The organism is Billgrantia sp. NRB1 (assembly GCF_056921725.1).
Map to the genome: position 1 here is coordinate 504,208 of NZ_CM167783.1, position 24,108 is coordinate 528,315.

22 protein-coding genes are annotated in these 24,108 nt (G+C 67.1%); 13 read left to right on the forward strand and 9 right to left on the reverse strand.

Annotated features, from left to right (window positions below):
* The 8 genes from mutM to ACZIYR_RS02300 all read left to right on the forward strand — a co-directional run bounded on the left by mutM (nucleotide 1) and on the right by ACZIYR_RS02300 (nucleotide 8,661).
* Nucleotides 1–831, forward strand: a complete 831-nt coding sequence (mutM, locus tag ACZIYR_RS02265) for a bifunctional DNA-formamidopyrimidine glycosylase/DNA-(apurinic or apyrimidinic site) lyase (RefSeq protein WP_483528071.1) — start codon at nucleotides 1–3, stop codon at nucleotides 829–831.
* Between the two features lie 66 nt (nucleotides 832–897).
* Complete coding sequence (locus tag ACZIYR_RS02270) at nucleotides 898–2,103, forward strand: class I SAM-dependent rRNA methyltransferase (RefSeq protein WP_483528072.1); 1,206 nt, start codon at nucleotides 898–900, stop codon at nucleotides 2,101–2,103.
* A gap of 5 nt (nucleotides 2,104–2,108) precedes the next feature.
* Nucleotides 2,109–2,444 (forward strand): putative signal transducing protein, encoded by a 336-nt coding sequence (locus ACZIYR_RS02275; RefSeq protein ID WP_483528073.1) that lies wholly within the window; start codon nucleotides 2,109–2,111, stop codon nucleotides 2,442–2,444.
* A gap of 1 nt (nucleotide 2,445) precedes the next feature.
* Nucleotides 2,446–2,880 carry an acyl-CoA thioesterase gene (locus tag ACZIYR_RS02280; RefSeq protein ID WP_483528074.1) on the forward strand — a complete coding sequence of 145 codons (435 nt, stop codon included), beginning with the start codon at nucleotides 2,446–2,448 and terminating at the stop codon, nucleotides 2,878–2,880.
* A gap of 170 nt (nucleotides 2,881–3,050) precedes the next feature.
* On the forward strand, nucleotides 3,051–4,166 hold the full coding sequence (ald, locus tag ACZIYR_RS02285; protein ID WP_483528075.1) for an alanine dehydrogenase: 1,116 nt from the start codon (nucleotides 3,051–3,053) through the stop codon (nucleotides 4,164–4,166).
* Nucleotides 4,167–4,395: 229 nt separating this feature from the next.
* On the forward strand, nucleotides 4,396–5,421 hold the full coding sequence (gene trpS, locus ACZIYR_RS02290; RefSeq protein WP_473032240.1) for a tryptophan--tRNA ligase: 1,026 nt from the start codon (nucleotides 4,396–4,398) through the stop codon (nucleotides 5,419–5,421).
* A gap of 222 nt (nucleotides 5,422–5,643) precedes the next feature.
* Nucleotides 5,644–6,852, forward strand: coding sequence for a YeeE/YedE family protein (locus ACZIYR_RS02295; RefSeq protein WP_483528076.1), 1,209 nt, complete (start codon nucleotides 5,644–5,646; stop codon nucleotides 6,850–6,852).
* A gap of 129 nt (nucleotides 6,853–6,981) precedes the next feature.
* Complete coding sequence (locus ACZIYR_RS02300) at nucleotides 6,982–8,661, forward strand: NAD-dependent malic enzyme (protein ID WP_483528077.1); 1,680 nt, start codon at nucleotides 6,982–6,984, stop codon at nucleotides 8,659–8,661.
* A 148-nt stretch (nucleotides 8,662–8,809) separates the two neighbouring features.
* On the opposite strand, the gene acnA is transcribed toward ACZIYR_RS02300, so the two are convergent.
* Complete coding sequence (gene acnA / locus ACZIYR_RS02305; RefSeq protein ID WP_483528078.1) at nucleotides 8,810–11,557, reverse strand: aconitate hydratase AcnA; 2,748 nt, start codon at nucleotides 11,555–11,557, stop codon at nucleotides 8,810–8,812.
* 184 nt (nucleotides 11,558–11,741) lie between these two features.
* Here acnA and ACZIYR_RS02310 point away from each other — a divergent pair, with 184 nt between their 5' ends.
* Both ACZIYR_RS02310 and trxB read left to right on the forward strand, forming a co-directional pair.
* Nucleotides 11,742–11,951 (forward strand): zinc ribbon domain-containing protein, encoded by a 210-nt coding sequence (locus ACZIYR_RS02310; RefSeq protein ID WP_473032241.1) that lies wholly within the window; start codon nucleotides 11,742–11,744, stop codon nucleotides 11,949–11,951.
* A gap of 63 nt (nucleotides 11,952–12,014) precedes the next feature.
* Nucleotides 12,015–12,965, forward strand: coding sequence for a thioredoxin-disulfide reductase (trxB, locus tag ACZIYR_RS02315; protein WP_473032242.1), 951 nt, complete (start codon nucleotides 12,015–12,017; stop codon nucleotides 12,963–12,965).
* A 124-nt stretch (nucleotides 12,966–13,089) separates the two neighbouring features.
* Here the strand turns inward: trxB and ACZIYR_RS02320 are convergent, their stop codons facing one another.
* Nucleotides 13,090–13,335: a SlyX family protein gene (locus ACZIYR_RS02320; protein ID WP_473032243.1), complete on the reverse strand. Its 246-nt coding sequence runs from the start codon at nucleotides 13,333–13,335 to the stop codon at nucleotides 13,090–13,092.
* A 133-nt stretch (nucleotides 13,336–13,468) separates the two neighbouring features.
* Here ACZIYR_RS02320 and ACZIYR_RS02325 point away from each other — a divergent pair, with 133 nt between their 5' ends.
* Nucleotides 13,469–13,933, forward strand: a complete 465-nt coding sequence (locus ACZIYR_RS02325; RefSeq protein WP_473032244.1) for a cold-shock protein — start codon at nucleotides 13,469–13,471, stop codon at nucleotides 13,931–13,933.
* A 102-nt stretch (nucleotides 13,934–14,035) separates the two neighbouring features.
* Here the strand turns inward: ACZIYR_RS02325 and ACZIYR_RS02330 are convergent, their stop codons facing one another.
* From ACZIYR_RS02330 to map, 7 genes are all read right to left on the reverse strand, one after another.
* Nucleotides 14,036–14,443 (reverse strand): hypothetical protein, encoded by a 408-nt coding sequence (locus ACZIYR_RS02330; protein ID WP_483528079.1) that lies wholly within the window; start codon nucleotides 14,441–14,443, stop codon nucleotides 14,036–14,038.
* A 10-nt stretch (nucleotides 14,444–14,453) separates the two neighbouring features.
* Entirely contained in the window at nucleotides 14,454–15,623 is a 1,170-nt protein-coding gene (gene dapE, locus ACZIYR_RS02335; RefSeq protein WP_473032245.1) for a succinyl-diaminopimelate desuccinylase, read from the reverse strand.
* Between the two features lie 60 nt (nucleotides 15,624–15,683).
* Nucleotides 15,684–16,709, reverse strand: a complete 1,026-nt coding sequence (gene dapD, locus ACZIYR_RS02340; protein WP_473032246.1) for a 2,3,4,5-tetrahydropyridine-2,6-dicarboxylate N-succinyltransferase — start codon at nucleotides 16,707–16,709, stop codon at nucleotides 15,684–15,686.
* Between the two features lie 36 nt (nucleotides 16,710–16,745).
* Nucleotides 16,746–17,093 carry an ArsC family reductase gene (locus ACZIYR_RS02345; protein WP_473032247.1) on the reverse strand — a complete coding sequence of 116 codons (348 nt, stop codon included), beginning with the start codon at nucleotides 17,091–17,093 and terminating at the stop codon, nucleotides 16,746–16,748.
* Nucleotides 17,087–18,292 carry a succinyldiaminopimelate transaminase gene (gene dapC / locus ACZIYR_RS02350; RefSeq protein ID WP_483528080.1) on the reverse strand — a complete coding sequence of 402 codons (1,206 nt, stop codon included), beginning with the start codon at nucleotides 18,290–18,292 and terminating at the stop codon, nucleotides 17,087–17,089. Before dapC ends, ACZIYR_RS02345 begins: the two co-directional genes overlap by 7 nt.
* A gap of 150 nt (nucleotides 18,293–18,442) precedes the next feature.
* Entirely contained in the window at nucleotides 18,443–21,124 is a 2,682-nt protein-coding gene (locus tag ACZIYR_RS02355) for a [protein-PII] uridylyltransferase (RefSeq protein WP_483528081.1), read from the reverse strand.
* Between the two features lies 1 nt (nucleotide 21,125).
* Entirely contained in the window at nucleotides 21,126–21,917 is a 792-nt protein-coding gene (map, locus tag ACZIYR_RS02360) for a type I methionyl aminopeptidase (protein WP_473032249.1), read from the reverse strand.
* A 311-nt stretch (nucleotides 21,918–22,228) separates the two neighbouring features.
* Between map and rpsB the strand changes: the two genes are divergently transcribed.
* The gene (gene rpsB, locus ACZIYR_RS02365) at nucleotides 22,229–22,969 is read left to right on the forward strand and encodes a 30S ribosomal protein S2 (protein ID WP_473032250.1); all 741 of its coding nucleotides are present in this window, start codon (nucleotides 22,229–22,231) and stop codon (nucleotides 22,967–22,969) included.
* Between the two features lie 172 nt (nucleotides 22,970–23,141).
* Nucleotides 23,142–24,011 carry a translation elongation factor Ts gene (gene tsf, locus ACZIYR_RS02370; protein ID WP_473032251.1) on the forward strand — a complete coding sequence of 290 codons (870 nt, stop codon included), beginning with the start codon at nucleotides 23,142–23,144 and terminating at the stop codon, nucleotides 24,009–24,011.
* Nucleotides 24,012–24,108: the final 97 nt, after the last annotated feature.

Below are 24,108 nucleotides of genomic sequence, written 5' to 3' on the forward strand. Positions count from 1 at the left end.
ATGCCCGAACTGCCCGAAGTCGAAACCACCCGCCGCGGTATCGCCCCCCACGTGGAGGGGCGCGAGATCGTCGAGGTGGTGGTGCGCCAGCCGCGGCTGCGCCTGCCGGTGCCGGATGATCTCATCGACCGGCTGGTGGGCGCGCATATCGGTCGCCTGGGGCGGCGGGCCAAGTACCTGCTGATGCCGTTGGCCGAGGCCGGGAGCGAGGCGTCTGCGCTGATCTGGCACCTGGGCATGTCCGGGAGCCTGCGCATCGTCCGGCTGGGGGAGCTGCCCAGGAAGCACGACCACCTGGACCTGGTACTCCAGGATGGTGCCGTGCTGCGCTACCATGACCCGCGCCGCTTCGGCTTCGTCGACTGGCTGGCGGGAAGCGCCGAACGGGACCCGCGGCTGGCGCGGCTGGGGCCGGAACCGCTCTCCGAGGCCTTTGACGGTGAGCGGCTGTATACGCTGTCACGAGGGCGTCGCCTCGGCGTGAAACCCTTCCTGATGGACAATGCCGTGGTGGTGGGTGTGGGCAATATCTACGCCGCCGAGGCGCTGTTTCTGGCCGGGATCGATCCCCGTCGCGCCGCCGGGCGGATCAGCCGCCCGCGCTACGACCGGCTGGCCGCGGCGGCCAAGGAGGTGCTGGCCGCGGCCATCCAGCAGGGCGGCACCACCCTGCGCGACTTCGTCGGCGGCACCGGCGAACCCGGCTACTTCAAGCAGCGGCTCAACGTCTACGGTCGCGACGGCGAACCCTGTCGGCGCTGTGGCGCCGAGCTACTCCGAGTCACGCTGGGGCAGCGCGCCAGTGTCTTCTGTGGTCGCTGCCAACACTGATGAATTGCCAGATTCGATGATTTCCCGGGCCGATGCGCCCATCGCCCGCCTAGCCGAGACGATCTTATGACGACCAACCCCGTTACCCAGCGCCTGCGCCTCAAGAAGAACGCCGACCGCCGCCTCAAGGCCGGCCACCTGTGGCTCTACTCCAACGAGGTCGACACCCAGGTCACGCCGCTGCAAGGCTTCGAGGCCGGGGCCCAGGCGGTGGTGGAAGCCGCCAACGGCAAGGCCATGGGCGTGGCCTACGTCAACCCGCACTCGCTGATCTGTGCCCGGGTGGTCTCCCGCGATGCCGACATGCGCCTCGACCGCTCGCTGCTGGTGCATCGCTTCAACCAGGCCCTGGCGCTGCGCGAACGCCTCTATCCCAAGCCCTTCTATCGGCTGGTGCACGGCGAGGGCGACCTGCTGCCCGGCCTGGTGGTCGACCGCTTCGACGATGTGGTGGTGGTGCAGCTCAATACCCTGGGCATGGAGCGCCTCGCCGAGGAAGTCGTGGCGGCCCTGGACAAGGTGCTGTCGCCTCGGGTCATCGTGTTCAAGAACGACTCCTCCGGGCGCCGCCAGGAGCAGCTAGAGTCCCGGGTGACGGTGGTCAAGGGGACGCTTGAGGGGCCGGTGCCGCTGGAGGAGAACGGCGTGCGCTTCGAGGCGCCGGTGCTCGACGGCCAGAAGACCGGTTGGTTCTTCGATCACCGCGCCAACCGCGCCTGGCTCAACGGCCTGGTAGCGGGCAAGCGGGTGCTCGACCTGTTCAGCTACGTGGGGGGGTGGGGCATCCAGGCCGCCGCCCACGGCGCCAGAGAGGTGCTCTGCGTGGATGCCAGCGCTCAGGCGCTGGAGCGCGTCGCCGACAATGCCGCCCTCAACGGCCTTCATGAGCAGGTGGCGGTGGGCGAGGGCGATGCCTTCGAGGCCCTGGCGGCCCTCAAGGCGGACGGTGAGCAGTTCGACGTGGTGATCCTCGACCCGCCGGCGTTCATCAAGAAGCGCAAGGACATTCCCAACGGCGAGCGCGCCTATTCGCGGCTCAACCGCGAGGCGATGCGCCTGCTGGGGCGCGACGGCCTGCTGCTCTCTGCCTCCTGCTCCATGCATCTGGCGCCGGAGCGGCTGGTGGAGGTGGTGCGCGGGGCGGTGCGCCATCAGGACCGTCACGGCCAACTGATCTATCAGGGGCACCAGGCGGCGGACCACCCGGTGCATCCGGCGATCCCCGAGACCGCCTATCTGAAGGCGCTGGGCGTTCGCGTCTTTCGGGACTGATGCTGATGCCGCCCGAGTACGTGCGTGTCTTCGCCCATAGCAATGCGCTGCTGGTCAGCCATGTGCACAACGTGCTGAGAGCCGCTGACATCCCCGCCGAGCTGCGCAATATGACCCTCGGCGGCGGTGCCGGCGAGCTGCCGCTGGGTGAGTGCGAACCCGAGGTGTGGGTCGCGCCGCACAATCGCGAGCGGGCCGAGGCGCTGATCCAGGATGCCCTGGAAGGCGTGAGCGAGCGACCCGACTGGACCTGTCCAGGCTGCGGCGAGCCGCTGGAGGGCGCCTTCGATACCTGCTGGAACTGCGGCACGCAGCGCCAATGGGACGACAAGGAGCGCTGAGGTGAGCTGGGATCTGCCCGACCCCTTCGTGATCGATATCCGCGTCGAGGCCTCGGCCATCGACGAGTACGGCCATGCCAACAACGCCGAGTACCTGCGCTGGGTGGAGCGGGTCAGCTGGGCCCACTCCGAGCGTCTGGGACTGGACCTGGCCCGGTATCGGGCCCTGGACCGGGCCATGGCCGTGCACCGCCATGAGCTGGACTACCTGGCCCCGGCCTTCGAGGGCGACTGGCTGCGGCTGGCCACCTGGATCGTCGGCTGCGACGGTCGCCTGACCCTGATCCGCCGCTTCCAGCTCTTGCGCCCCGAGGATGGCAGGACCCTGCTGCGGGCGCGGACCCGCTTCGCCTGCATCGAGCTTTCCAGCGGCCGGCCGAGACGGCTGCCGGCAGAGTACCTGGCGACTTATGGCGAGGCTCTGGTGACCGAGTAGTCGGCCGAGCATCTTGCGATGGTGTGCCTGAAAATCTGAAAAATCGTCGGTCGGCGGCCGGCAATATATGATTTTTTACTATTCCATGCCGTGTAACCTTCGTGGATGAGCTGTTTATGCTGTAATGACAGCATGCTGCAGCGTTGCCCGCTTTCATCACCGGAGGTGCCATGAAGATTGCCGTCCCCAAGGAGATCAAGAACCATGAGTATCGCGTCGCCCTGACCCCCAGCGGTGCCCGGGAGCTAGTGGCCCGCGGCCATGTCGTGGCCGTGCAGGCCGGTGCCGGCGAGGGAGCGGGGTTCGCCGACCGCGATTACCAGGCCGCCGGGGCGATGCTGAACGGCGACATCGAGGCGCTGTGGCGCGATGCCGAGCTGATCGTCAAGGTCAAGGAGCCCCAGCCGGAGGAGGTGGCGCGCCTCGCCGCCGGCCAGACGCTATTCACCTACCTGCACCTCGCCGCCGAAGAGCGGTTGACCCAGGGCCTGATGCAAAGCGGGGCCACCTGCATCGCCTACGAGACTGTCACCGATGCCCAGGGTGGGCTGCCGCTGTTGGCGCCGATGAGCACCGTGGCCGGGCGCATGGCCATTCAGGCCGGCGCCCACAGCCTGGAGAAGGCCCAGGGCGGCGCCGGCGTGCTGCTGCCCGGCGTGCCCGGGGTGGCGCCGGCCAGGGTGGCGGTGATCGGTGGCGGCGTGGTGGGCGAGAACGCCGCACGTATGGCGCTGGGGCTGGGCGCCGACGTCACCGTGCTGGACACCTCGATTCCGCGCCTGGAAGTGCTCGACGACCGCTATCAGGGCCGCATTAAGACGGTCTTCTCCACCGCCGATGCCATCGACGAGGCGGTGCGCGAGAGCGACCTGATCGTGGGCGCCGTGCTGATTCCCGGCGCCGCCGCGCCCAAGCTGATCACTCGCGCCATGCTCGCCGAGATGACGCCGGGCAGCGTGTTGGTGGATGTGGCCATCGATCAGGGGGGCTGCTTCGAGACCAGCCGGCCCACCACCCACGCCGATCCGACCTATATTGTCGATGGCGTGGTGCACTACTGCGTGGCCAATATGCCGGGGGCGGTGGCGCGCACCTCCACCCAGGCGCTGACCAACGCCACCATGCCCTTCGTCATCGCCCTGGCCGACAAGGGCTGGAAGCAGGCGCTGACCGATGACGCCCACTTCCGAGCCGGGCTCAACGTCCACGATGGCCAGGTCACCTACCGCGCCGTGGCCGAAGCCTTCGGCCTGGAGAGCGTCGACGCTGCCCGCCTGGTGCGTTGAGAGTCGAGTACAGCCGCTTGCGAGCGGCGCCGGGGACAGGCCGTAGTGGAGGTCCGATGCCAGGGATGGCATCGGTAGCGCCCAGGGATGGGTTCACAGCGCCTCCACGAAGGCCTGTCGCCGGGAAAGCCGCGGCGGACTTGCCACCGCCTTGCCTACCTGGCCGGTCGCCTTGATCGAGGCCTCGCGTTACCATAGCGGGCATTTCCGACAGCAGAGTCCGCTTTCCATGAGTGCAGCTTCCGAGAAGACCCGCGTTCTCACCGGTATCACCACCACCGGTACGCCCCATCTGGGCAACTATGTCGGCGCCATCAAGCCCGCTATCGCCGCCAGCCAGGATCCGACGGTCCAGTCCTACTACTTCCTCGCCGATCTGCATGCGCTGATCAAGTGCCAGGACCCCAAGCGCGTCCAGGCATCGCGCCTGGAGATCGCCGCCACTTGGTTGGCCCTGGGCCTGGATACCGACAACGCCATCTTCTATCGGCAGTCGGATATTCCCGAGATCCCTGAGCTCACCTGGATGCTCTCTTGCGTCTGCGCCAAGGGGCTGATGAACCGGGCCCACGCCTACAAGGCGGCGGTGGCCGACAACGAGGCCGCCGGCAATCAGGACCCCGACAAGGGCATCACCATGGGCCTGTTCGGCTACCCGGTGCTGATGGCCGCCGACATTCTGATGTTCAACGCCCACCGGGTGCCCGTGGGGCGCGACCAGATCCAGCATATCGAGATGGCCCGCGACATCGCCGGACGCTTCAACCACCTCTACCAGGGGGCCTACTTCACCCAGCCCGAGGCGGTGGTCGATGACAACGTGGCGACGCTGAACGGCCTCGACGGGCGCAAGATGTCCAAAAGCTACAACAACACCATTCCGCTGTTCGTCTCCGAGAAGAAGCTGCTGAAGCTGGTGCGCAAGATCAAGACCAACTCCCTGGAGCCGGGCGAGCCCAAGGATCCCGACACCTGCACGCTGTTCCAGATCTACTCGGCCTTCGCGACCCCGGAGCAGCGCGCCGAGCTGCGGCGCGACTACGAAAATGGTATCGGCTGGGGCGAGGCCAAGAATCGGGTCTTCGACTACCTCAACGAGCACCTGCGTGAGCCGCGCGAGCGCTACCAGGGGCTGATGGAAGACCCCGCCCATATCGAGCGGGTGCTGCAGAAAGGCGCCGAGCGTGCCCGGGCCGAAGCCGCCCCCTTCATGGATCGTCTACGGGTGGCGGCAGGGCTGGGACGTTTTATCTAGTCGGCCCCTTGTCGGATGATACCTGTTTGATGAAAGGGGCCCGAGGGCCCCTTCGCGGTTCTCATCGATGCTCGATGCCTATCCGCCGGATAGCGCCGATCGATCTATTCGCTTTCGACCTGAAGACCGTCCCCTGAATTCTTTTACGTTCTGTGTGTAGGTTATTAGCATGCTTGATATCATCGCGTCCCGACTTCCCTGATGCCATCCAGAGAGACTGCCATGAGTGACCTCGCTGCTTCTTCGCGTTTCCGGCTCTCCCTGTCGGCCAGTGCCGCCGGCCTGCTGCTGCTGGGTGCCCTGGCGGTTGGCCTGGCCTTTGGCGCTCGTACCGGCTTGCTGATGGTGGTGGGCGGACTACTGGGCATGGTCCTCTACCATGCCGCCTTTGGCTTCACCGCCGCCTGGCGGGTGTTCATCACCGAGCGCCGAGGGCGTGGTCTGCGCGCCCAGATGGTGATGCTGGCCATTGCCGTGGTGCTGTTCTTCCCGGCGCTGGGGGCCGGGAGTCTGTTCGGCCAGCCGGTCTTTGGCTTCGTGGCGCCCATCGGTGTTTCCGTGGTGGTCGGCGCCTTTCTGTTCGGCCTCGGCATGCAGCTGGGCGGTGGCTGTGCTTCGGGCACCCTGTTCACCGCCGGCGGCGGCAACGCCCGGATGCTCGTCACCTTGCTGTTCTTCATCGTCGGCTCGGTGATCGGCAGCGCCCACTTCGCCTGGTGGCAGAGCCTGCCGGCCTTCCGGCCGACTTCGCTGGTCACCGAGGCGGGCGTCGTTGGCGGCATCGCCGTGAGCCTGGCACTGTTTGCCGCCATCGCCGCGCTGACCTTGGTGATGGAGCGACGCCGTCATGGCCAGCTGGAGCAGGTGCCCAGGGTCGACGTCGGTAATCGGCGCTGGCTCACCGGCCCCTGGCCGCTGCTGGCCGGCGCGGTAGCGTTGGCGCTGCTCAACTACGTCACCCTGGCCCTGGCCGGCCGGCCCTGGGGCATCACCTCGGCCTTCGCGCTGTGGGGGGCCAAGGGCTTCGAGCTGCTGGGCGGTGATGTCTCGGCCTGGGGGTACTGGCAGTCGCCCGGCAACGCCGCGGCGCTGCAGGCCAGCGTGTGGCGCGATATCACCACGGTGATGAACGTCGGCATCATGGTCGGGGCGCTGGTCGCCGCCTCCCTGGCGGGCCGCTTCGCGCCGAACTTCCGCATCCCCTTGAAATCGCTGCTGGCGGCAGTGATTGGCGGGCTGATGCTTGGCTACGGGGCGCGCCTGGCCTTCGGCTGCAATATCGGCGCCTATTTCAGCGGCATCGCTTCGGGCAGCCTGCACGGCTGGGTATGGCTGGTGGCCGGCTTTGCCGGCAACATGGTCGGCGTCAAACTGCGCCCGCTGTTCTTCGAGGGCGAAGTGGCCCGTCGGCCGGTCGCCAAGGGCTGTTAACTCCCAATGGCCTTGTCAGCGCCCCGGCTCAGCCCGGGGCGCTGGCGTTTCGGGCATGGTAGAGTTGGGGCCTAAGGCGCCGGTAGAGCGCCCACGGCCCGGTTTCCAGTCACTGCATCGAGATCAGAGATGACCATCGAACCCAAACGCCCACTCTACATTCCCTATGCTGGCCCTCCGCTGCTCGAGATGCCGCTGCTCAACAAGGGCAGCGCCTTCACCCAGGAGGAGCGGCTCGAGTTCAACCTGATCGGCCTGCTGCCCCAGGCGGTGGAGACCATCGAAGAGCAGCTCGAGCGGGCCTATCGCCAGTACCGGCAGTGCCATAGCGACTTGGACCGGCACATCTACCTGCGTGCCATCCAGGACGATAACGAGACCCTCTACTACCGCCTGGTCTCGGAGCATCTCGAGGAGATGCTGCCGATCATTTATACCCCGACGGTGGGCAAGGCCTGCGAAGAGTTTTCCAATATCTATCGCAACCATCGCGGGCTGTTCATCGCCTACAACGACCGCGACCGCATGGACGACATCCTGCGCAGTGCCACCAAGGACAGGGTCAAGGTCATCGTGGTCACCGACGGTGAGCGCATCCTGGGGCTGGGCGACCAGGGCATCGGCGGCATGGGCATCCCCATCGGCAAGCTGGCGCTCTATACCGCCTGCGGCGGCATCAGCCCGGCCTATACGCTGCCGATCATGCTCGACGTGGGCACCAACAATCAGGCGCTGCTCGACGACCCCATGTACATGGGCTGGCGGCATCCGCGCATTTCCCAGGAGGAGTACGACGCCTTCATCGCGACCTTCATTGCCGCGGTGAAGCGGCGCTGGCCCAATGTGCTGCTGCAGTTCGAGGACTTCGCCCAGGCCAATGCCCTGCCGCTGCTGGAGCGCTACCGCAACGAGCTGTGCTGCTTCAATGACGATGTTCAGGGGACCGCGTCGGTCTGCGTGGGTACCCTGATGGCGGCCTGCCAGGCACGCGGCGAGCGCATGGCCCAGCAGCGGGTGGTGTTCGTGGGGGCCGGCTCGGCCGGCTGCGGTATCGCCGAGCAGGTGGTGGTGGCCATGCAGGCCGAAGGGCTCTCCGAGAAGGAGGCGCGCAGCCGCATCTTCATGGTCGACCGGGAAGGCCTGGTGACCTCGGACCAGGCGTGGCTGCGCGACTTTCAGCTCCGCCTGGCCCACGACCCTGCCCTCACCGAGGGCTGGGATGGCCAGTCGCTGCTGGAGGTAGCCCGCCAGGTGAAGCCTACCGTGCTCATCGGGGTCTGTGGCCAGAAAGGGATCTTTACCGAGGACGTGGTGCGAGCCATGCATGCCGGCTGCGAACGGCCGCTGATCATGCCGCTCTCCAACCCCACCTCGCGGGCCGAGGCGACCCCCTGGGACGTGCTCAACTGGACCGACGGACAGGCGCTGGTGGCCACCGGAAGCCCCTTCCAGCCGGTGGTCTACGACGGCACCTCCTACCCCATTGCCCAGTGCAACAACGCCTATATCTTCCCCGGCATCGGCCTGGGCGTGGTGGCGAGCGGGGCCAAGCGCGTCACTGATGCGATGCTGATGACCGCTTCCCGGGCGCTGGCCCGCGAGGCGCCGCTGGTCAAGCAGGGCGAGGGCGCGTTGCTGCCGCCGCTGTCACAGATTCGCGAGCTCTCCAAGGCGATCGCCTTCGAGGTAGCCGCCCAGGCCCAGCAGGAGGGCGTGGCCCTGAAGACCGACGGCATCAAGCTGCGCGAGTCGATCGAGCGCAACTGCTGGACGCCGGAGTATCGGCGCTACCGCCGCCGCTCGTTCTAGAGAACAGCCACGGAGGACGGGGCTCGAGCGTCGAGCTAGCATGCTGCCCGAACCTCGAACCTCGAACCTCGAAGAAAAGAAGCCCCCGTCGGGGGCTTTCACTGCTGTGATGGGGGCGGGCCTCAGGCCCGCCTGTAAGGCCGTCCTGTCAGGCCGACCCAATCATCTTGCGCAGCACATAGTGCAGGATGCCGCCGTGGCGGTAGTACGCCAGCTCATTGGCAGTGTCGATGCGGCAGAGCGCATCCAGCTTCTTCTCGCCCTTGTCGCTCTTGACGGTCACCTTGACCTGGCCGCCCGGGGTGAGAGCATCGAGCCCTTCGATGGAGACCTTTTCGTCGCCGGTAAGGCCGAGACTCTTGCGGCTTTCCCCTTCAGGGAACTGAAGCGGCACCACGCCCATGCCGATCAGGTTGGAGCGGTGGATGCGCTCGTAGGACTCGGCCAGCACGGCGCGCACGCCGAGCAGGCGCGTGCCCTTGGCGGCCCAGTCGCGGCTGGAGCCGGTGCCGTACTCCTTGCCGGCGATTACCACCAGCGGCGTGCCCTTCTCCTGATAGCGCATGGCGGCGTCATAGATCGCCATCTGCTCCCCGGAAGGCACGTGACGGGTCTCGCCGCCGACCACGCCGTCGAGCATCTCGTTCTTGATGCGCACGTTGGCGAAGGTGCCGCGCATCATGATCTCGTGGTTGCCGCGCCGTGAGCCGTAGGAGTTGAAGTCCACCGGCTTGACCCCGCGCTCCTGCAGGTAGCGGCCGGCGGGGCTGTCGGGCTTGATGGCGCCGGCCGGCGAGATATGGTCGGTAGTCACCGAGTCGCCCAGCATGGCCAGGATATGGGCCTCCTTGACGTCCTCGGTGGCGTCGGGCTCGCGGCCCATGCCCTCGAAGAAGGGCGGGTGCTGGATGTAGGTGGAGTCGGAAGACCACTGATAGACCTCGCTATCGGGCACGTCGATGGCCTTCCACACCTCGTCGCCGTCGAACACCTCGGCGTACTGCTTGCGGAACATCGCGGTCTTGACCGTCTCCACGGCCTCGGCGATCTCCGCCTGAGTGGGCCAGATGTCCTGGAGGTAGACCGGTTTGCCGTGGCGATCGACCCCCAGCGACTCGCGGGTCAGGTCGCGCTGGACGTTGCCGGCCAGGGCGTAGGCCACCACCAGCGGCGGCGAGGCGAGCCAGTTGGTCTTGACCAGCGGGTGCACGCGGCCCTCGAAGTTGCGGTTACCCGAGAGCACTGAGGCCACGGCCAGGTCGCCGTCCTCGATGGCCTTCTCGATGGGCTCGGCCAGGGGGCCGGAGTTGCCGATGCAGGTGGTGCAGCCGTAGCCCACCAGGTGGAAGCCCAGGGCCTCGAGGTCCTCCTGGACGCCACCGGCGGCCAGGTAGTCGGTCACCACCTTGGAGCCCGGGGCCAGCGAGGTCTTCACCCAGGGCTTGGTGGCCAGGCCCTTCTCGCGGGCCTTTCTGGCCAGCAGGCCGGCGGCCATCATCACGCTGGGGTTGGAGGTGTTGGTGCAGGAGGTGATGGCGGCGATCACCACGGCGCCGGGGTCGAGGCGGAAGGCCTCGCCGTCGAGGTCCACCGCTTGACTGTCATGGTGCTCATAGCTCTCCTCGACGCCCACCGCGGTCTGGCCGCCTTCGGAGAACAGCCGGCCCTTCTCCTCGGAGGAGGTGACCGACTTGCCGTCGTCGGCCATGACCTTCTGGAAGGCCACCTGCATGTCCTTGAGGGTGACCCGGTCCTGGGGCCGCTTGGGGCCGGCCAGGCTGGCCTCGACTTCGCCCATGTCCAGCGCCAGGGTGTCGCTGAAGACCGGTTCGGCGCCCGGCTCGCGCCATAGCCCCTGGGCCTTGCAGTAGGCCTCTACCAGCGCCACCTGGCTCTCGTCGCGGCCGGTCAGGCGCATATAGGCGAGGGTCTCGTCGTCCACCGGGAAGAAGCCGCAGGTGGCGCCGTACTCCGGCGCCATGTTGGCGATGGTGGCGCGGTCGGCCAGCGGCAGGTCCTTGAGGCCGTCGCCGTAGAACTCCACGAACTTGCCCACCACGCCCTTCTCGCGCAGCATCTCGGTGACCGTCAGCACCAGATCGGTAGCGGTGATGCCCTCGCGCAGCTTGCCGGTGAGCTTGAAGCCGACCACCTCGGGGATCAGCATGGAGACCGGCTGACCGAGCATGGCGGCCTCGGCCTCGATGCCGCCCACGCCCCAGCCCAGCACGCCGAGGCCGTTGATCATGGTGGTGTGGGAGTCGGTGCCCACCAGGGTGTCGGGGTAGGCCAGCGTCTTGCCGTCCACCTCCTTGGTCCACACCGTCTTGCCCAGGTACTCCAGGTTGACCTGGTGGCAGATGCCGGTGCCCGGCGGCACCACCCGGAAGTTGTCGAAGGCCTGCTGGCCCCAGCGCAGGAAGGCGTAGCGCTCATGGTTGCGCTCCATCTCGATGGCCACGTTGTCCCTGAAGGCCGTGGGGTTGCCGAACTTGTCCACCATCACCGAGTGGTCGATGACCAGATCCACCGGGGAGAGCGGGTTGATCCGGGCCGGGTCCTCGCCCAGGGCCTCCACGGCGGCGCGCATGGAGGCGAGGTCCACCACCCCGGGGACGCCGGTGAAGTCCTGCATCAATACCCGGGCCGGGCGGTAGCCGATCTCGCGGTCGGAGCTGGCGGTCTTCTGCCAGTCGACCAGGGCCTGCATGTCCTCGCGTGCGACCCCCTCCTCATCGGCGAAGCGCAGCTGGTTCTCCAGCAGGATCTTGAGGGTCATCGGCAGCCGGTCGATGTCGCCCAGCGCTTTCGCGGCCTTGGCCAGGCTATAGTAGTGGTAGGTGGCGTCGCCGGCCTGGAGCGTCTGCAGGGTATCCGATAGGGATGCGTTGCTCATGCGGTTCTCCTTCTCGCGTTCGCGGTGGGAGTGAACGAACCTTACTGGGACCATCGGTAATACATGGTCATGATAGGCGCCGGTTTCAAGCGCCGCCCGTCGTTTCGGTGCCGCCTCGCCGTGAAGGGGCGCCGACTCACTATCACGCTGTCACGGCTACTCGGCGATCACAGGGGAGTCAGCCATGCATGAAGAGCGTCTCGACACCCGCCCGGTACATTGTCCCTACTGCGACATGCCCTTCGACCTGATGGTCGACGTGTCCCAGGGCAGCCAGGAGACCTGGGAGGACTGCCCGCACTGCTGCGCCCCTATCCAGCTGCGGATTGCGGTTTCGCTCGTTGACGGTGAACTGGAGGAGGTAAGCCTGGGGCGTGACGATGAGGTGCTGTAGCCCCCGTCACGGCTGCTACAATGGCCGGATCCTGTTTCATCTTCATTGCGACGAGGTTTCTTCATGAGCGATGCGCGTCACGAGCGCCTGATCATTCTCGGCTCCGGTCCGGCCGGCTACACCGCGGCCGTCTATGCGGCCCGGGCCAATCTCAAGCCGCTGCTGATCACCGGCATCCAGGCGGGAGGGCAGCTGACCACCACCACCGACGTGGATAACTGGCCGGGAGACGATGCCGGCGTCCAGGGCCCCGAGCTGATGGAGCGGATGAAGCGCCACGCCGAGCGCTTCGATACCGAGGTGCTGTTCGACCATATTCACGAGGTGGAGCTCAGGGAGCGGCCCTTTACTCTCAAGGGCGACAGCGGCACCTACACCTGCGACGCGCTGATCATCGCCACCGGCGCCAGCGCCCGCTATCTCGGCCTGCCCTCGGAGCAGAAGTTCATGGGCCAGGGTGTCTCGGCCTGCGCTACCTGTGACGGCTTCTTCTACCGCAACCAGGAGGTGGTGGTGGTGGGTGGCGGCAACACCGCCGTGGAGGAAGCGCTCTACCTGTCGAACATCGCCTCCAAGGTTACCCTGGTGCATCGTCGCGACAGCCTGCGCGCCGAGAAGATTCTTCAGGACAAGCTGTTCGAGAAGGCCGCCAGCGGCAATGTGGTGCTGGAGTGGAACCACACCCTGGATGAGGTGCTGGGCGATGCCAGCGGCGTCACCGGGGTACGGGTCAAGTCCACCGAGACGGGTGACACCAAGGAGATCGCTGCGCCGGGGCTCTTCATCGCCATCGGTCACAGTCCCAACACCGGGATCTTCGAGGGCCAGCTGGAGATGGCCGGCGGCTATATCCGGGTGAAGTCCGGCCTCGACGGCAATGCCACCGCCACCAGCGTGCCGGGTGTGTTCGCCGCCGGCGATGTCATGGACCATGTCTACCGCCAGGCGGTGACCTCCGCCGGCACCGGCTGCATGGCGGCACTCGACGCCGAGCGTTATCTGGACGAACTCTAACCGGGCTTCGCCCGGAGCTGTAAGCTGTAAGAAACCCCGTACTGCAAGACTTGGGGGCCTTAAGCTGGCTTACGGCTTACGGCTTACGGCTTACGGCTTACGGCTTACGGCTGCCGCGAAGCGGCTAGTAGTGCGGCGGCACCTCGTCCTGGGGCCGCGGGGCGTCCGCATCCAGCTCGTACAGCGCTCGCTGCTGCTCGCGGAGCTTCTCCTGCATCAGCGCGTTGAGGCGTTCCAGCTGGGCCAGGCGCCGCTCCTGGGCGGCGACGGCCGCATCCAGCGTATCCAGCCAGTGCTCCTGGTAGGCAACGCGGCTCTCCAGGGCATCCAGTCGCCCCGCCAGTTCGTCAGGCGATCGTTGATGGCTCATGATAAGATTCTCCCGCTTGGGGTGATGCCGTTTATCGCGTCATCCGATGATGTGTCCGCTGCCCGCTCGAGGCAGTCGGATACCAGCGTCAATACCTTCTATCTATGTCATTACAAGAGAGTCTTTCAAATCCATGAATCAAAAGGTCTTTTTGCGCTGTGGCTTGATCAGCCTGCTGCTCGCCGCGCCGGCGCCGCTGCTGATTGCGCTGTTCGTCCATCTTACCGGTGGCGATCTGTCACGCCAGCTGTTCGCCAGTCTCGAGGTCGGCGGCACCGCCCTGGTCTATGTGGCGGTAGCGGCGGCGGTCTTCGTGCTGTTGATGCTGGCCACCCTGGCCGTCAACGCTCTGACGCCGCAGCTGGTCAACCTGGCCGAGGTCGAAAGCGACGATCGTGAGATCGGCGAGGTCAAGTGGTTCAACGTCAACAAGGGCTATGGCTTCATCAAGCGCGACAGCGGCGAGGACGTCTTCGTGCACTTTCGCGCCATTCGCGGCCGCGGGCACCGCACCCTGGCCGAGGGCCAGAAGGTGCGCTACCACGTGATCGAGAATGAAAGAGGGCTGCAAGCCGACGATGTCACGGTGATTACCTGAACGACGCGCCTGGCTAACGCTTGGCGACGTCTCTCTCGTAGACACCGCTTGGTTACCATCGGCCCGCACGTTGTCGAACGTGCGGGCCGATGTCGTTTCGGGTCACTGGCCGGAGTCGGGCCAGTCGATGACGCCTTCGCTGCCGTCGGGCTGCACCTGCCAGAAGCGGTCCGGATCGTCGCCGGGCTGCCAGCCGCCCAGCGAACAGCGCACCTCGCAGCCCAGCCGGGAGGCGGCTTCCCTGGCGCAGTCGGTGTCGCGGGGCCAGGGGGTATGGGCGCTGTCGAACCATAGGCTGGCGAAGCCGTCGGCGGCCTTCTCTACCAGCAGTACCGGGATGGACCGGCCCTGGTGGGTGCCGCGGGTCTGCCACTTGTGCCGGCCGGCGGCGCGCAGCGGGGGAGCATCCAGCCGCTCCCCCAGCCAGGCGTTCACCGTCTCCAGCGGCGCCCGGGCCAGGTAGATCTCGATATCCGGGTAGTGCGTCTCGCTATCGTGCTGGGTTGGCATAACGGCTCTCTCAGGGCTGGGCGGTTCCGTTGACGAACAGCTTGGCGAGGATCGCCTCGTACACCCGGCTCAGGTCGTCGAGGTCGGCGGCCCGTACCCGCTCATTGACCTGGTGAATGGTCGCGTTGCGGGGCCCCAGTTCGACCACCTGGCTGCCCAGGGTGGCGATGAAGCGCCCATCCGAGGTGCCGCCCGAGGTGGAGAGCTGCGCCCGGCGGCCGAGCGCCGCCTCGACCCCGTACAGGGCGGCATCCACCAGCTCCCCCTCGGCCGTCAGGAAGGGCTCGCCGTTGAGCGTCCAGTCGAGCTGGTACTCCAGGCCGTGGGCATCGAGGAGGGCCTCGGTGCGTGAGCGCAGCTGCTCGTGGGTCACTTCGGTGGAGAAGCGGAAGTTGAACACCACCTCCACGTCGCCGGGGATCACGTTGGTGGCGCCGGTGCCAGCGCGGATATTGGAGATCTGGAAGCTGGTGGCGGGGAAGAAGGCGTTGCCCTCGTCCCAGTGTTCGCCCACCAGGGCGTCCAGGGCCGGCATGGCCTGATGGATGGGGTTGCGTGCCAGGTGGGGGTAGGCCACGTGGCCCTGCTGGCCCTTGATGTGCAGCACGCCGCCCAGCGACCCGCGCCGGCCGTTCTTGATCACATCGCCCAGCACCTCGGTGGAGGAGGGCTCGCCGACGACGCAGTAGTCGAGCCGCTCGTGGGCCTCGCGCAGGTGCTCGACCACCGCCCGGGTGCCGTCCACCGCCGGGCCCTCCTCGTCGGAGGTGATCAGAAAGGCGATTCGGCCGTGGTGGTCCGGATGGGCGGTGACGAAGCGCTCCACCGCGGTGATCATCGCCGCCAGGCTGCCCTTCATATCGGCAGCGCCTCTGCCCCGGAGCATGCCCTCGGCGTCGATCACCGGCTCGAAGGGGGGCGTGTCCCAGTGCACGTGGGGGCCGCTAGGCACCACGTCGGTGTGGCCGGCGAAGGCCAGCACCGGGCCGTGGTGGCCGTGGGTCGCCCAGAAGTTCTCCACGTCGCCGAAGGGCAGGCGCTCGATGTGGAAGCCGAGGCGCTCGAGGCGCTCGATCATCAGCGTCTGACAGCCGAGGTCGTCGGGGGTCACCGAGGGGCGGCGGATCAGCTCGCAGGCGAGCGCGAGGGTGGGAGAGAGGTCGGGGGCGTCTTGGGACATGCGGGCTTCCGGCAGTCGCCGGGCGACGCCAAGGGCGTCGCCGCGGTCAGGAGGGTGGAATCACTGGTTGGCGTGCAGCGCTTCGTTGAGCGCCACGGCGCTCTTGTTGGTCAAGCACTCGATGCGGCCAGTGAGAGAGTTGCGGCGCAGCAGCAGGTCGCTCTGACCGGCCAGCTCGCGGGCGGCCACGGTCTTGACCTCCTGACCCTGGTCATCGAGCAGCACCACCTTGGCGCCGGCGGTGAGATAGAGGCCCGACTCCACGGTGCAGCGGTCGCCCAGGGGGATGCCGATGCCGGCATTGGCGCCGATCAGGCAGCCCTCGCCGACCTTGATGACGATGTTGCCGCCGCCGGAGAGGGTGCCCATGGTGGAGCAGCCGCCGCCCAGGTCCGAGCCCTTGCCGACCATCACGCCGGCGGAGATGCGGCCCTCGATCATGCCGGGACCTTCCGCGCCGGCGTTGAAGTTGACGAAGCCTTCGTGCATCACGGTGGTGCCTTCACCCAGGTAGGCGCCCAGCCGCACCCGGGCGGTGTCGCCGATGCGCACGCCGCCGGGGACCACGTAGTCGCTCATCTTGGGGAACTTGTCGACGCAGTCCACCGAGAGGGTACGGCCTTCCAGGCGCGCCTTGAGGCGGCGAGCCGGGAGCTCTTCGATATCGATAGGCCCCTCGCTGGTCCAGGCCACGTTGCGCAGCAGCCCGAACATGCCGGTGAGGTCCAGGTCGTGGGGCTTGACCAGGCGATGGGAAAGCAGGTGCAGCTTGAGGTAGACCTCCGGCGCCGTCTGGGGCGGCAGATCCTCGGCTAGGAACATGGCCACCAGGGGGCGCTGGCTGGCGGCAAGGGACTCGGCCAGCTCGGCCTGGTCGGCGTGGCCGGCATCGCGCAGGGCGGCGGCCAGGGCGCTGCAGTGCTCGGGCAGGAAGCTGATGGCGGCGTTGCCTTCCGGGGCGTCCAGGGCCTCGGCGGCGGCCTTCGCCAGGCTGTCGTCCGGGTTGAGCAGCGGCGCCGGATAGTAGATCTCCAGCCAGTCGCCCTGGGTGTTCTGGGTGCCGATTCCAAGTGCAAAGCTCAGCATGGGATATCCTCTTGAAGAGTGGGGGCGAGCCGCGGCTCAGCCCTGGAGTTTGTCGTAGTCGCCGTCGCGGTAGCCGACGAGGATGTCCCCGTCGTTGGTCTCCAGCAGCGGGCGCTTGAGCAGGGTCGGATGGGCGAGCATCAGCTCGCGGGCCTTGTTGGCGTCGACCTCGCGCTTGACGTCGTCGGGAAGCTCGCGCCAGGTGGTGCTGCGCTTGTTGAGTAGCTCCACCATCGGGACCCGGTGGAGAATATGCTCGAGCAGCGCCGCGGAGAGGCCGTCGTCACGCAGATCATGCACCTGATAGGGGATCCCCTGGGTTTCCAGGGCCTTGCGCGCTTTACGGCAGGTATCGCAGTTCTTGATCACGTAGAGTGTCAGCATCGTGCGCTCCTTTCGATGAAACGGCGAATGCGGCGTGCCGCTTCCACGGTGGCGGCCAGCTCGGCGACCAGCGCCAGACGCACTCGGCCGGCGCCGGGGTTGTGAACGGCACTCCCGGGACGTCCCATATAGCGGCCCGGTAGCACGCTGACGTGCTCCTCGGCGAATAGTGCCCGGGTAAAGCGCTCGTCGTCGCCCCCCGGCACCGCCGGCCACAGATAGAAGCTCGCCTCCGGGGTGGGGAAGTCCATGACCGGCGCGAGGATCTCGGTCACGGCGGCGAACTTCTCACGGTAGGCGTCACGGTTGGCGCGCACGTGGGTCTCGTCGCGCCAGGCGCTGATCGAGGCCTGTTGCACGGGCAGGGCCATGGCGCAGCCGTGGTAGGTGCGATAGCGCTTGAAGGCGGCGACCAGTTCAGCGTCGCCGGCCACGAAGCCCGAGCGCAGTCCCGGCAGGTTGGAGCGCTTGGAGAGCGAGTGGAAGACCAGGCAGCGCCGGTAGTCGTGGCGGCCGAGGGTGGCGCAGGCTTCCAGCAGCCCCGGCGGCGGGGCCTCCTCATCCAGGTAGAGCTCCGAGTAGCACTCGTCCGAGGCGATCAGAAAGTCGTGTTCGTCGGCCAGCTCGATGAGCGTCTTGAACTCCGCCAGGGGCGTGACCGCCCCGGTGGGATTGCCCGGCGAGCAGAGGAAGACAATCTGTACATCGCGCCACACCGCCGCCGGGACGCTGGCGAAATCGGGGCGAAAGCCGTGCTCGGCGCTGCAGTCCAGATAGAGGGGCTCGCCCCCGGCCAACAGGGTGGCGCCCTCGTAGATCTGATAGAAGGGATTGGGCACCGCCACCTTCGCCGGCCGGGTGCGGTCCAGCGCCGCCTGCACGAAGGCGAAGATCGCCTCTCGCGTGCCGTTCACCGGCAGCACCTGATGCTCCGGGGCCAGACTGGCGAGTCCGAAGCGTCGCCTTGCCCAGTCGGCGATCGCCTCGCGCAGCGCGTCCGTACCGGCGGTCGCCGGGTAGCGGGCGAAATCCTGCTGGTGCGCCACGAGGGCCTCCAGCGCCGCCGCATAGGGAGCGTGCTGCGGCTCGCCGATGGTCAGCGGCACGTGGGCCAGCCCCTCGGGAGGCGTCACGCCGGCCTTCAGCGCGGCGAGCTTCTCGAAGGGGTAGGGCTTGAGAGCATCGAGATCCGGGTTCATAGGTGTCCAGGTGCGCCGTGGGGCGGCGTCGTTGTCGTGGATGCGGGCAAGCCGGTGATTATAGGGAAGGCCAGGGAAGGCCTCAAACGCGAGGCCGCTGCCCCGCGTTGTCCCCTCTCCGGCGCTCCTCGCGACTCTGCCCTCTCGGGCTTAGCCCGAGACATCCAGCACCTCCACCAGCCGTTCGCGCAGGCGCTGCTGGCGCTCCGGGTCGGTGAGCGGCTTGCCGGCCTTGTCGGTGATGAAGAAGACGTCCTCGACCCGCTCGCCCAGGGTGGCGATCTTGGCCGCCGAGAGGGCGATGTCCTGCTCCATGAAGATGCGGCCCACCCGGGCCAGCAGGCCGGGACGGTCCGGGGCGGTGAGCTCCAGCGCGGTGCGCTCGTTGGCCGGATCCTGCTCGATCAGCACCTGGGTGGGAACCTGGAAATGGCGCAGCTGGCGCGGCGTGTGGCGGGTGACGATCTGCGGGTAGTCGTCGGGGTCGTCGAGTTCCTCCACCAGGTGGCGGCGAATCTCCTCGATGTGCTCGGCGTCGCGTATGGTTCGCCCGCGATCGTCCAGCACGATGAAGGTGTTCAGCGTCCAGTCGTTGCTGGAGGTGGCGATGCGCGCATCGTGGATCGACAGCCCCAGCTGCTCCATGGCGGCGGCGGTGGCGGCGAAGAGGTCGTCCACCGAGCGGGTGTGGATGAATACCTTGGTGCCGCCGTCGCTCATGTCGTCGGCGGGAGCGCTGACCAGGATCAGGGGCAGCTCGGTGCCGCCGTGGGCGAGAATCCCCAGTGTCTGCCAGACGATCTCGCTGGGCGCGTACTGCAGGAAATAGTCTTCGCCGAGGGACTCCCACAGGCGGTCGACTCGCGTCAGGTCGGCGCCCACCGCGGCGAGCAGCGAGCGGGCCTCGGTGCGGGTCTCGCGCACCCAGTCGTCGCGGTCCGGCGGGTTCTCCAGGCCGCGACGCAGGGCGCGCTTGGTCTCGGCATGGAGCTGGCGCAGCAGCGAGGCGCGCCAGCCGTTCCACAGGGTGGGATTGGTGGCATTGATATCGGCCACGGTCAGCACGTAGAGGTAGTCCAGGCGGGTCTCGTCGCGCACCGTGCGAGCAAAGTCGCGGATCACGTCGGGATCGGTGATGTCGCGCTTCTGGGCCACCATCGACATCAGCAGGTGGTGCTCCACCAGCCAGCTGACCAGGCGGGTGTCCCGCAGCGTCAGGCCGTGACGCTCGGCGAAGCGCTCCACGTCCCGGGCGCCCAGGATCGAGTGGTCGCCGCCGCGCCCCTTGCCGATATCGTGGTAGAGCCCGGCGATCCACAGCAGCTCCAGCTTGGGCAGCTGGTGGATCAGCGCCGCCGCCACCGGGAATTCGTCGCGGGCCTCGGGCTCGCGGAAGTACTGGATGCACTTCAGCAGGCGCAGGGTGTGGGCATCCACGGTATAGATGTGGAAGAGATCGTGCTGCATCAGCCCCACCGCCTGGCCGAACTCCGGCAGGTACTTGCCGAGCACGCCGTAGCGGTTCATGCGCCGCAGCTGGCGCGCTACGTTGCCCCCGGAGCGCAGCAGGGCCATGAACAGATGCTGGTGGCGGGCGTCGTCCCGGTAGAGATCGTCGATCTGGTGGCGATGGTCGCGGATCAGCCGAATGGTGTCGGCGCGGACCCCTTCGATCTCGGGATGCTCGGCCATCAGCAGGAACAGCTCGAGCAGCGCCGAGGGGTGGTCGCGAAACACCGAGCGACAGCGCGCCTGGATATAGCCGCCCTTGATCTCGAAGCGCTCGTTCAGCGGCACGGTCTCGAGCGCCTCGCCGGCGCGCAGGATGGCCTCGTCGAAGTGCTGCAGCAGCATGTCGTTGAGCCCTGCCAGCGCCGTGACATGGCGGTAGTAGCGCTTCATGAACTGCTCCACGGCCAGCCGCTCCGGGGTATCGTGAAAGCCGAACAGCTCGGCGATGGTGCGCTGGTGGTCGAACAGCAGCCGATCCTCGGCCCGGCCGGTGAGCATGTGCAGGGCGTAGCGCACCTGCCACAGGAAGGCCTGGCCCTGGCTGAGGATGCGCAGCTCGGCATCGTTCATGAAGCCGGCCGCGACGATGTCCTCGTAGCGCTGGGTACCGAAGTGGCGCTTGGACACCCAGCCGATCATCTGGATGTCCCGCAGGCCCCCGGGGGAGCTCTTGAGATTGGGCTCCAGGTGGTACTCGGAGTTGTTGAAGCGGTGATGGCGGGCGATCTGCTCCTGCCACTTGGCCTCGAAGAAGCGGTCGGCGGGCCACAGCCGCTCCGGGGCGATGCGCGCCTTCATGGCGTCGCGCAGCCGCTCGGGGCCGGCCAGGGTGCGCGACTCCAGCAGGTTGGTGATCACGGTGATATCGGCCTCGGCCTCCCGCGAGCAGTCGGCCAGCGAGCGCACGCTGTGGCCGATGTCCAGGCCGATGTCCCACAGGAAGGTGATGAAGTCGGTCAGCGGCTCGCGGTAGGGCGCATCGTCATCGTCTTCCAGCAGCAGCAGCAGGTCGACGTCGGAGTGGGGGTGCAGCTCCCCGCGACCATAGCCCCCCACTGCGAGCAGCGCCACTCCATCGTCGGGCCAGGCGTGGCGTGACCAGGCCACCTGCAGCAGCTGGTCGAGGCACCAGGCGCGGCCGTGGATCAGGTCGCGAATGTCGGCGCCGGCGCGGAAGCGCTCGTCGAGACGCGCCTGGATATCGGCCAGCGCCGCCTTGAAGGGGGCGATGGGCGAGCGGCTGCCGGCCAGCTCGGCGCGGAAGGTCTCGGCGTCGAACAGCGTTGGATCGGGCGTGAAACGGTAGTGGTGGAGCAGCATGTCAGCGGTCGAGGAAGGCGAGGTCTTCCTCGCCGCGGGCGGTGAGCACCTCGACCCCGGTCTCGGTGACCAGCAGGGTGTGCTCCCACTGTGCCGAGAGGCTCTTGTCGCGGGTCACCGCAGTCCAGCCGTCGCGCAGCACCTTGGTCTGGTGGCCCCCCACGTTGATCATCGGCTCGATGGTGAAGCACATGCCGGCCTCGAGCACGGCATCGGCCTCGGGGGCGTAGCCATCGTAGTGCAGCACCTGGGGATCCTCGTGGAAGCTGGCGCCGATTCCGTGGCCGCAGAAGTCGCGTACCACCGAGTAGCCGTTGGCTTCGGCGTGCTTCTGGATGGCGCGGGCCAGTTCCGAGAGGCGCACGCCGGGACGCACCAGGGCGATGCTGTGGTAGAGGCACTCCTGGGTGATGCGGCACAGGCGCTCGCCCTGGATGCTCTCGCCGACGATGAACATCACGCTGGAGTCGCCGTGATAGCCGTCGGCGGTCTTCACGGTGACGTCCAGGTTCATGATGTCGCCCTTCTTGAGCTTCTTGGCATCGTCGGGGATGCCGTGGCAGACCACATGATTGATCGAGGTGCAGATCGACTTGGGGAAGCCGTGATAGTTGAGCGGCGCCGGCGTGGAGCCGAGCTCGTCCACGATATAGTCGTAGCAGAGTCGATCCAGCTCGCCGGTGGTCACGCCGGCTTTTACGTGGGGGGTGATCATTTCCAGTACGCTGGCGGCCTGACGGCCGGCTTCGCGCATCATCTCGATCTCGGCGGGCGTCTTGATGGGAATGTTCATGGAATCTCGGTTCAGAGGGGCTTGCCGCCCGGGGCGCGGCGGTTCGGGCGGCGTTCGACTTCATCTCGCTGGCGAACTATGGTATAAAGCCGCGCGCTTTCCTGCAATCGTCGACCTCGCCAGGGCCCTTGGCCGGCCGAGTCGCGGCGGCAGTGAGGGGGCATGCGAAGCGCATACCGCAAGCTTCGACAACCACAGCCTTGAAAACACACATGCACCGGCACATGGTCCCGGGTGCTGCCGCGGTGCTTCCCGGCGGTCGGATCCATGGGGTGCATGGAGGCCTAACCCGATATTTTCAGGAGTCATCCATGGCACACGTCAATATGCGTGACCTGCTCAAGGCAGGCGCTCACTTCGGCCACCAGACCCGTTACTGGAACCCGAAGATGAGCAAGTTCATCTTCGGCGCCCGTAACAAGATCCATATCATCAACCTCGAGCACACTCTGCCGGCCCTCAACGAGGCTATCGACGTGGTCGAGAAGATGGCGGCGGCCAACAACAAGATTCTGTTCGTTGGCACCAAGCGCAGCGCCAGCAAGATCATCAAGGAAGAGGCGACCCGCGTTGGCCAGCCCTTCGTCAACCATCGCTGGCTCGGCGGCATGCTGACCAACTACAAGACCATCCGCGTCTCCATCAAGCGTCTGCGCGAACTCGAAGCCATGCACGAAGACGGCACCTTCGAGAAGCTGACCAAGAAGGAAGTGCTGATGGCGACCCGCGAGCAGGACAAGCTCGAGCGCTCCGTGGGCGGCATCAAGGAGATGGGTGGCCTGCCCGATGCGCTGTTCGTGATCGACGTCGACCACGAGCGCATCGCCATCAACGAGGCCAACAAGCTGGGTATCCCGGTCATCGGCGTGGTGGACACCAACTCCGACCCGGACGGCGTCGACTACGTGATCCCCGGCAACGATGACTCCATCCGCGCCATCCAGATCTACGTCCAGGCCATCGCCAACGCCTGCGGCCGTGCCAAGGAAGGGCGCCCGGACGAGTTCGTCGAAGTCACCGAGAGCGAAGGCAGCAGCGCCGCCGCCGAGTAACGACGAGCATCCCAGCAGGCACTGCCTGCGCCCGGCGGGCCGGCGGCACTCCGGCCCGGCCCGCCGAAGGCCCCGCCCGCCGCGGGGCCGTATCTCGCCGAACCAGGGGTTTGGCGTCCCGTTTTTCAGGTCGCCCCCTTTTGCGGGTCGAACTACCATAGAGGTGAATACCATGGCAGCGATCAGTGCCTCCCAGGTCAAGGAACTGCGTGAGCGTACCGGCCTCGGCATGATGGAGTGCAAGAAGGCACTCACCGAAGCCGGCGGTGATATCGATGTGGCCATCGAGAACCTGCGCAAGAGCTCCGGTCTCAAGGCCGCCAAGAAGGCGGGCCGCACCGCCGCCGAAGGCGCCGTGGTGACGCGTGTGGCCGAAGACGGCCGCTATGGCGTGGCGGTGGAGATCAATTCCGAGACCGACTTCGTCGCCCGTGACGACAACTTCAAGGCCTTCGCCGAGAAGGTCGCCGACGCCTTCTTCGCCGCCAAGAGCGAAGACGTGGCCGCGGTCATGGCCGGCGAGCTGGAGACCGCCCGCGAGCAGCTGGTGCAGAAGATCGGTGAGAACATCGGCGTTCGCCGCTGTGCCGTGATCGAGGCACCGGAGGGTGCGCTGGTGGGTGAATACGTCCACGGCGGCCGCATCGGCGTGCTCACCGTGATCCAGGGCGGCAACGCCGAAGTGGCCAAGGACGTCGCCATGCACGTGGCCGCCATCAACCCGGCGGTGGCGCGTCCCGAGGACATGCCCCAGGCGCAGCTCGATGAGGAAAAGGCGATTATCCTTGCCCAGCCCGACATGGCCGGCAAGCCCGAGCAGATCGCCGAGAAGATGGTCCAGGGTCGCCTCAAGAAGTACCTGGCCGAGAACAGCCTGACCGAGCAGCCCTTCGTCAAGGATCCGAACCAGACCGTGGCCGAGTTCGTCAAGGCCGCCGGTGGCGAAGTGCTGAGCTTCACCCGTTTCGAAGTGGGTGAGGGCATCGAGAAGGAAGAGGTCGACTTCGCCAAGGAAGTGATGGAACAGGCCGGGCGCAGCTGAGGTCTCAGGTTCCACGTTTGAGATGGCGTGCGCGGAAGCGCACGCCTTCTTGTATCCGGCCGGCCGGTTCGGCCGCTACCCTCCATCCCGCTGGTGA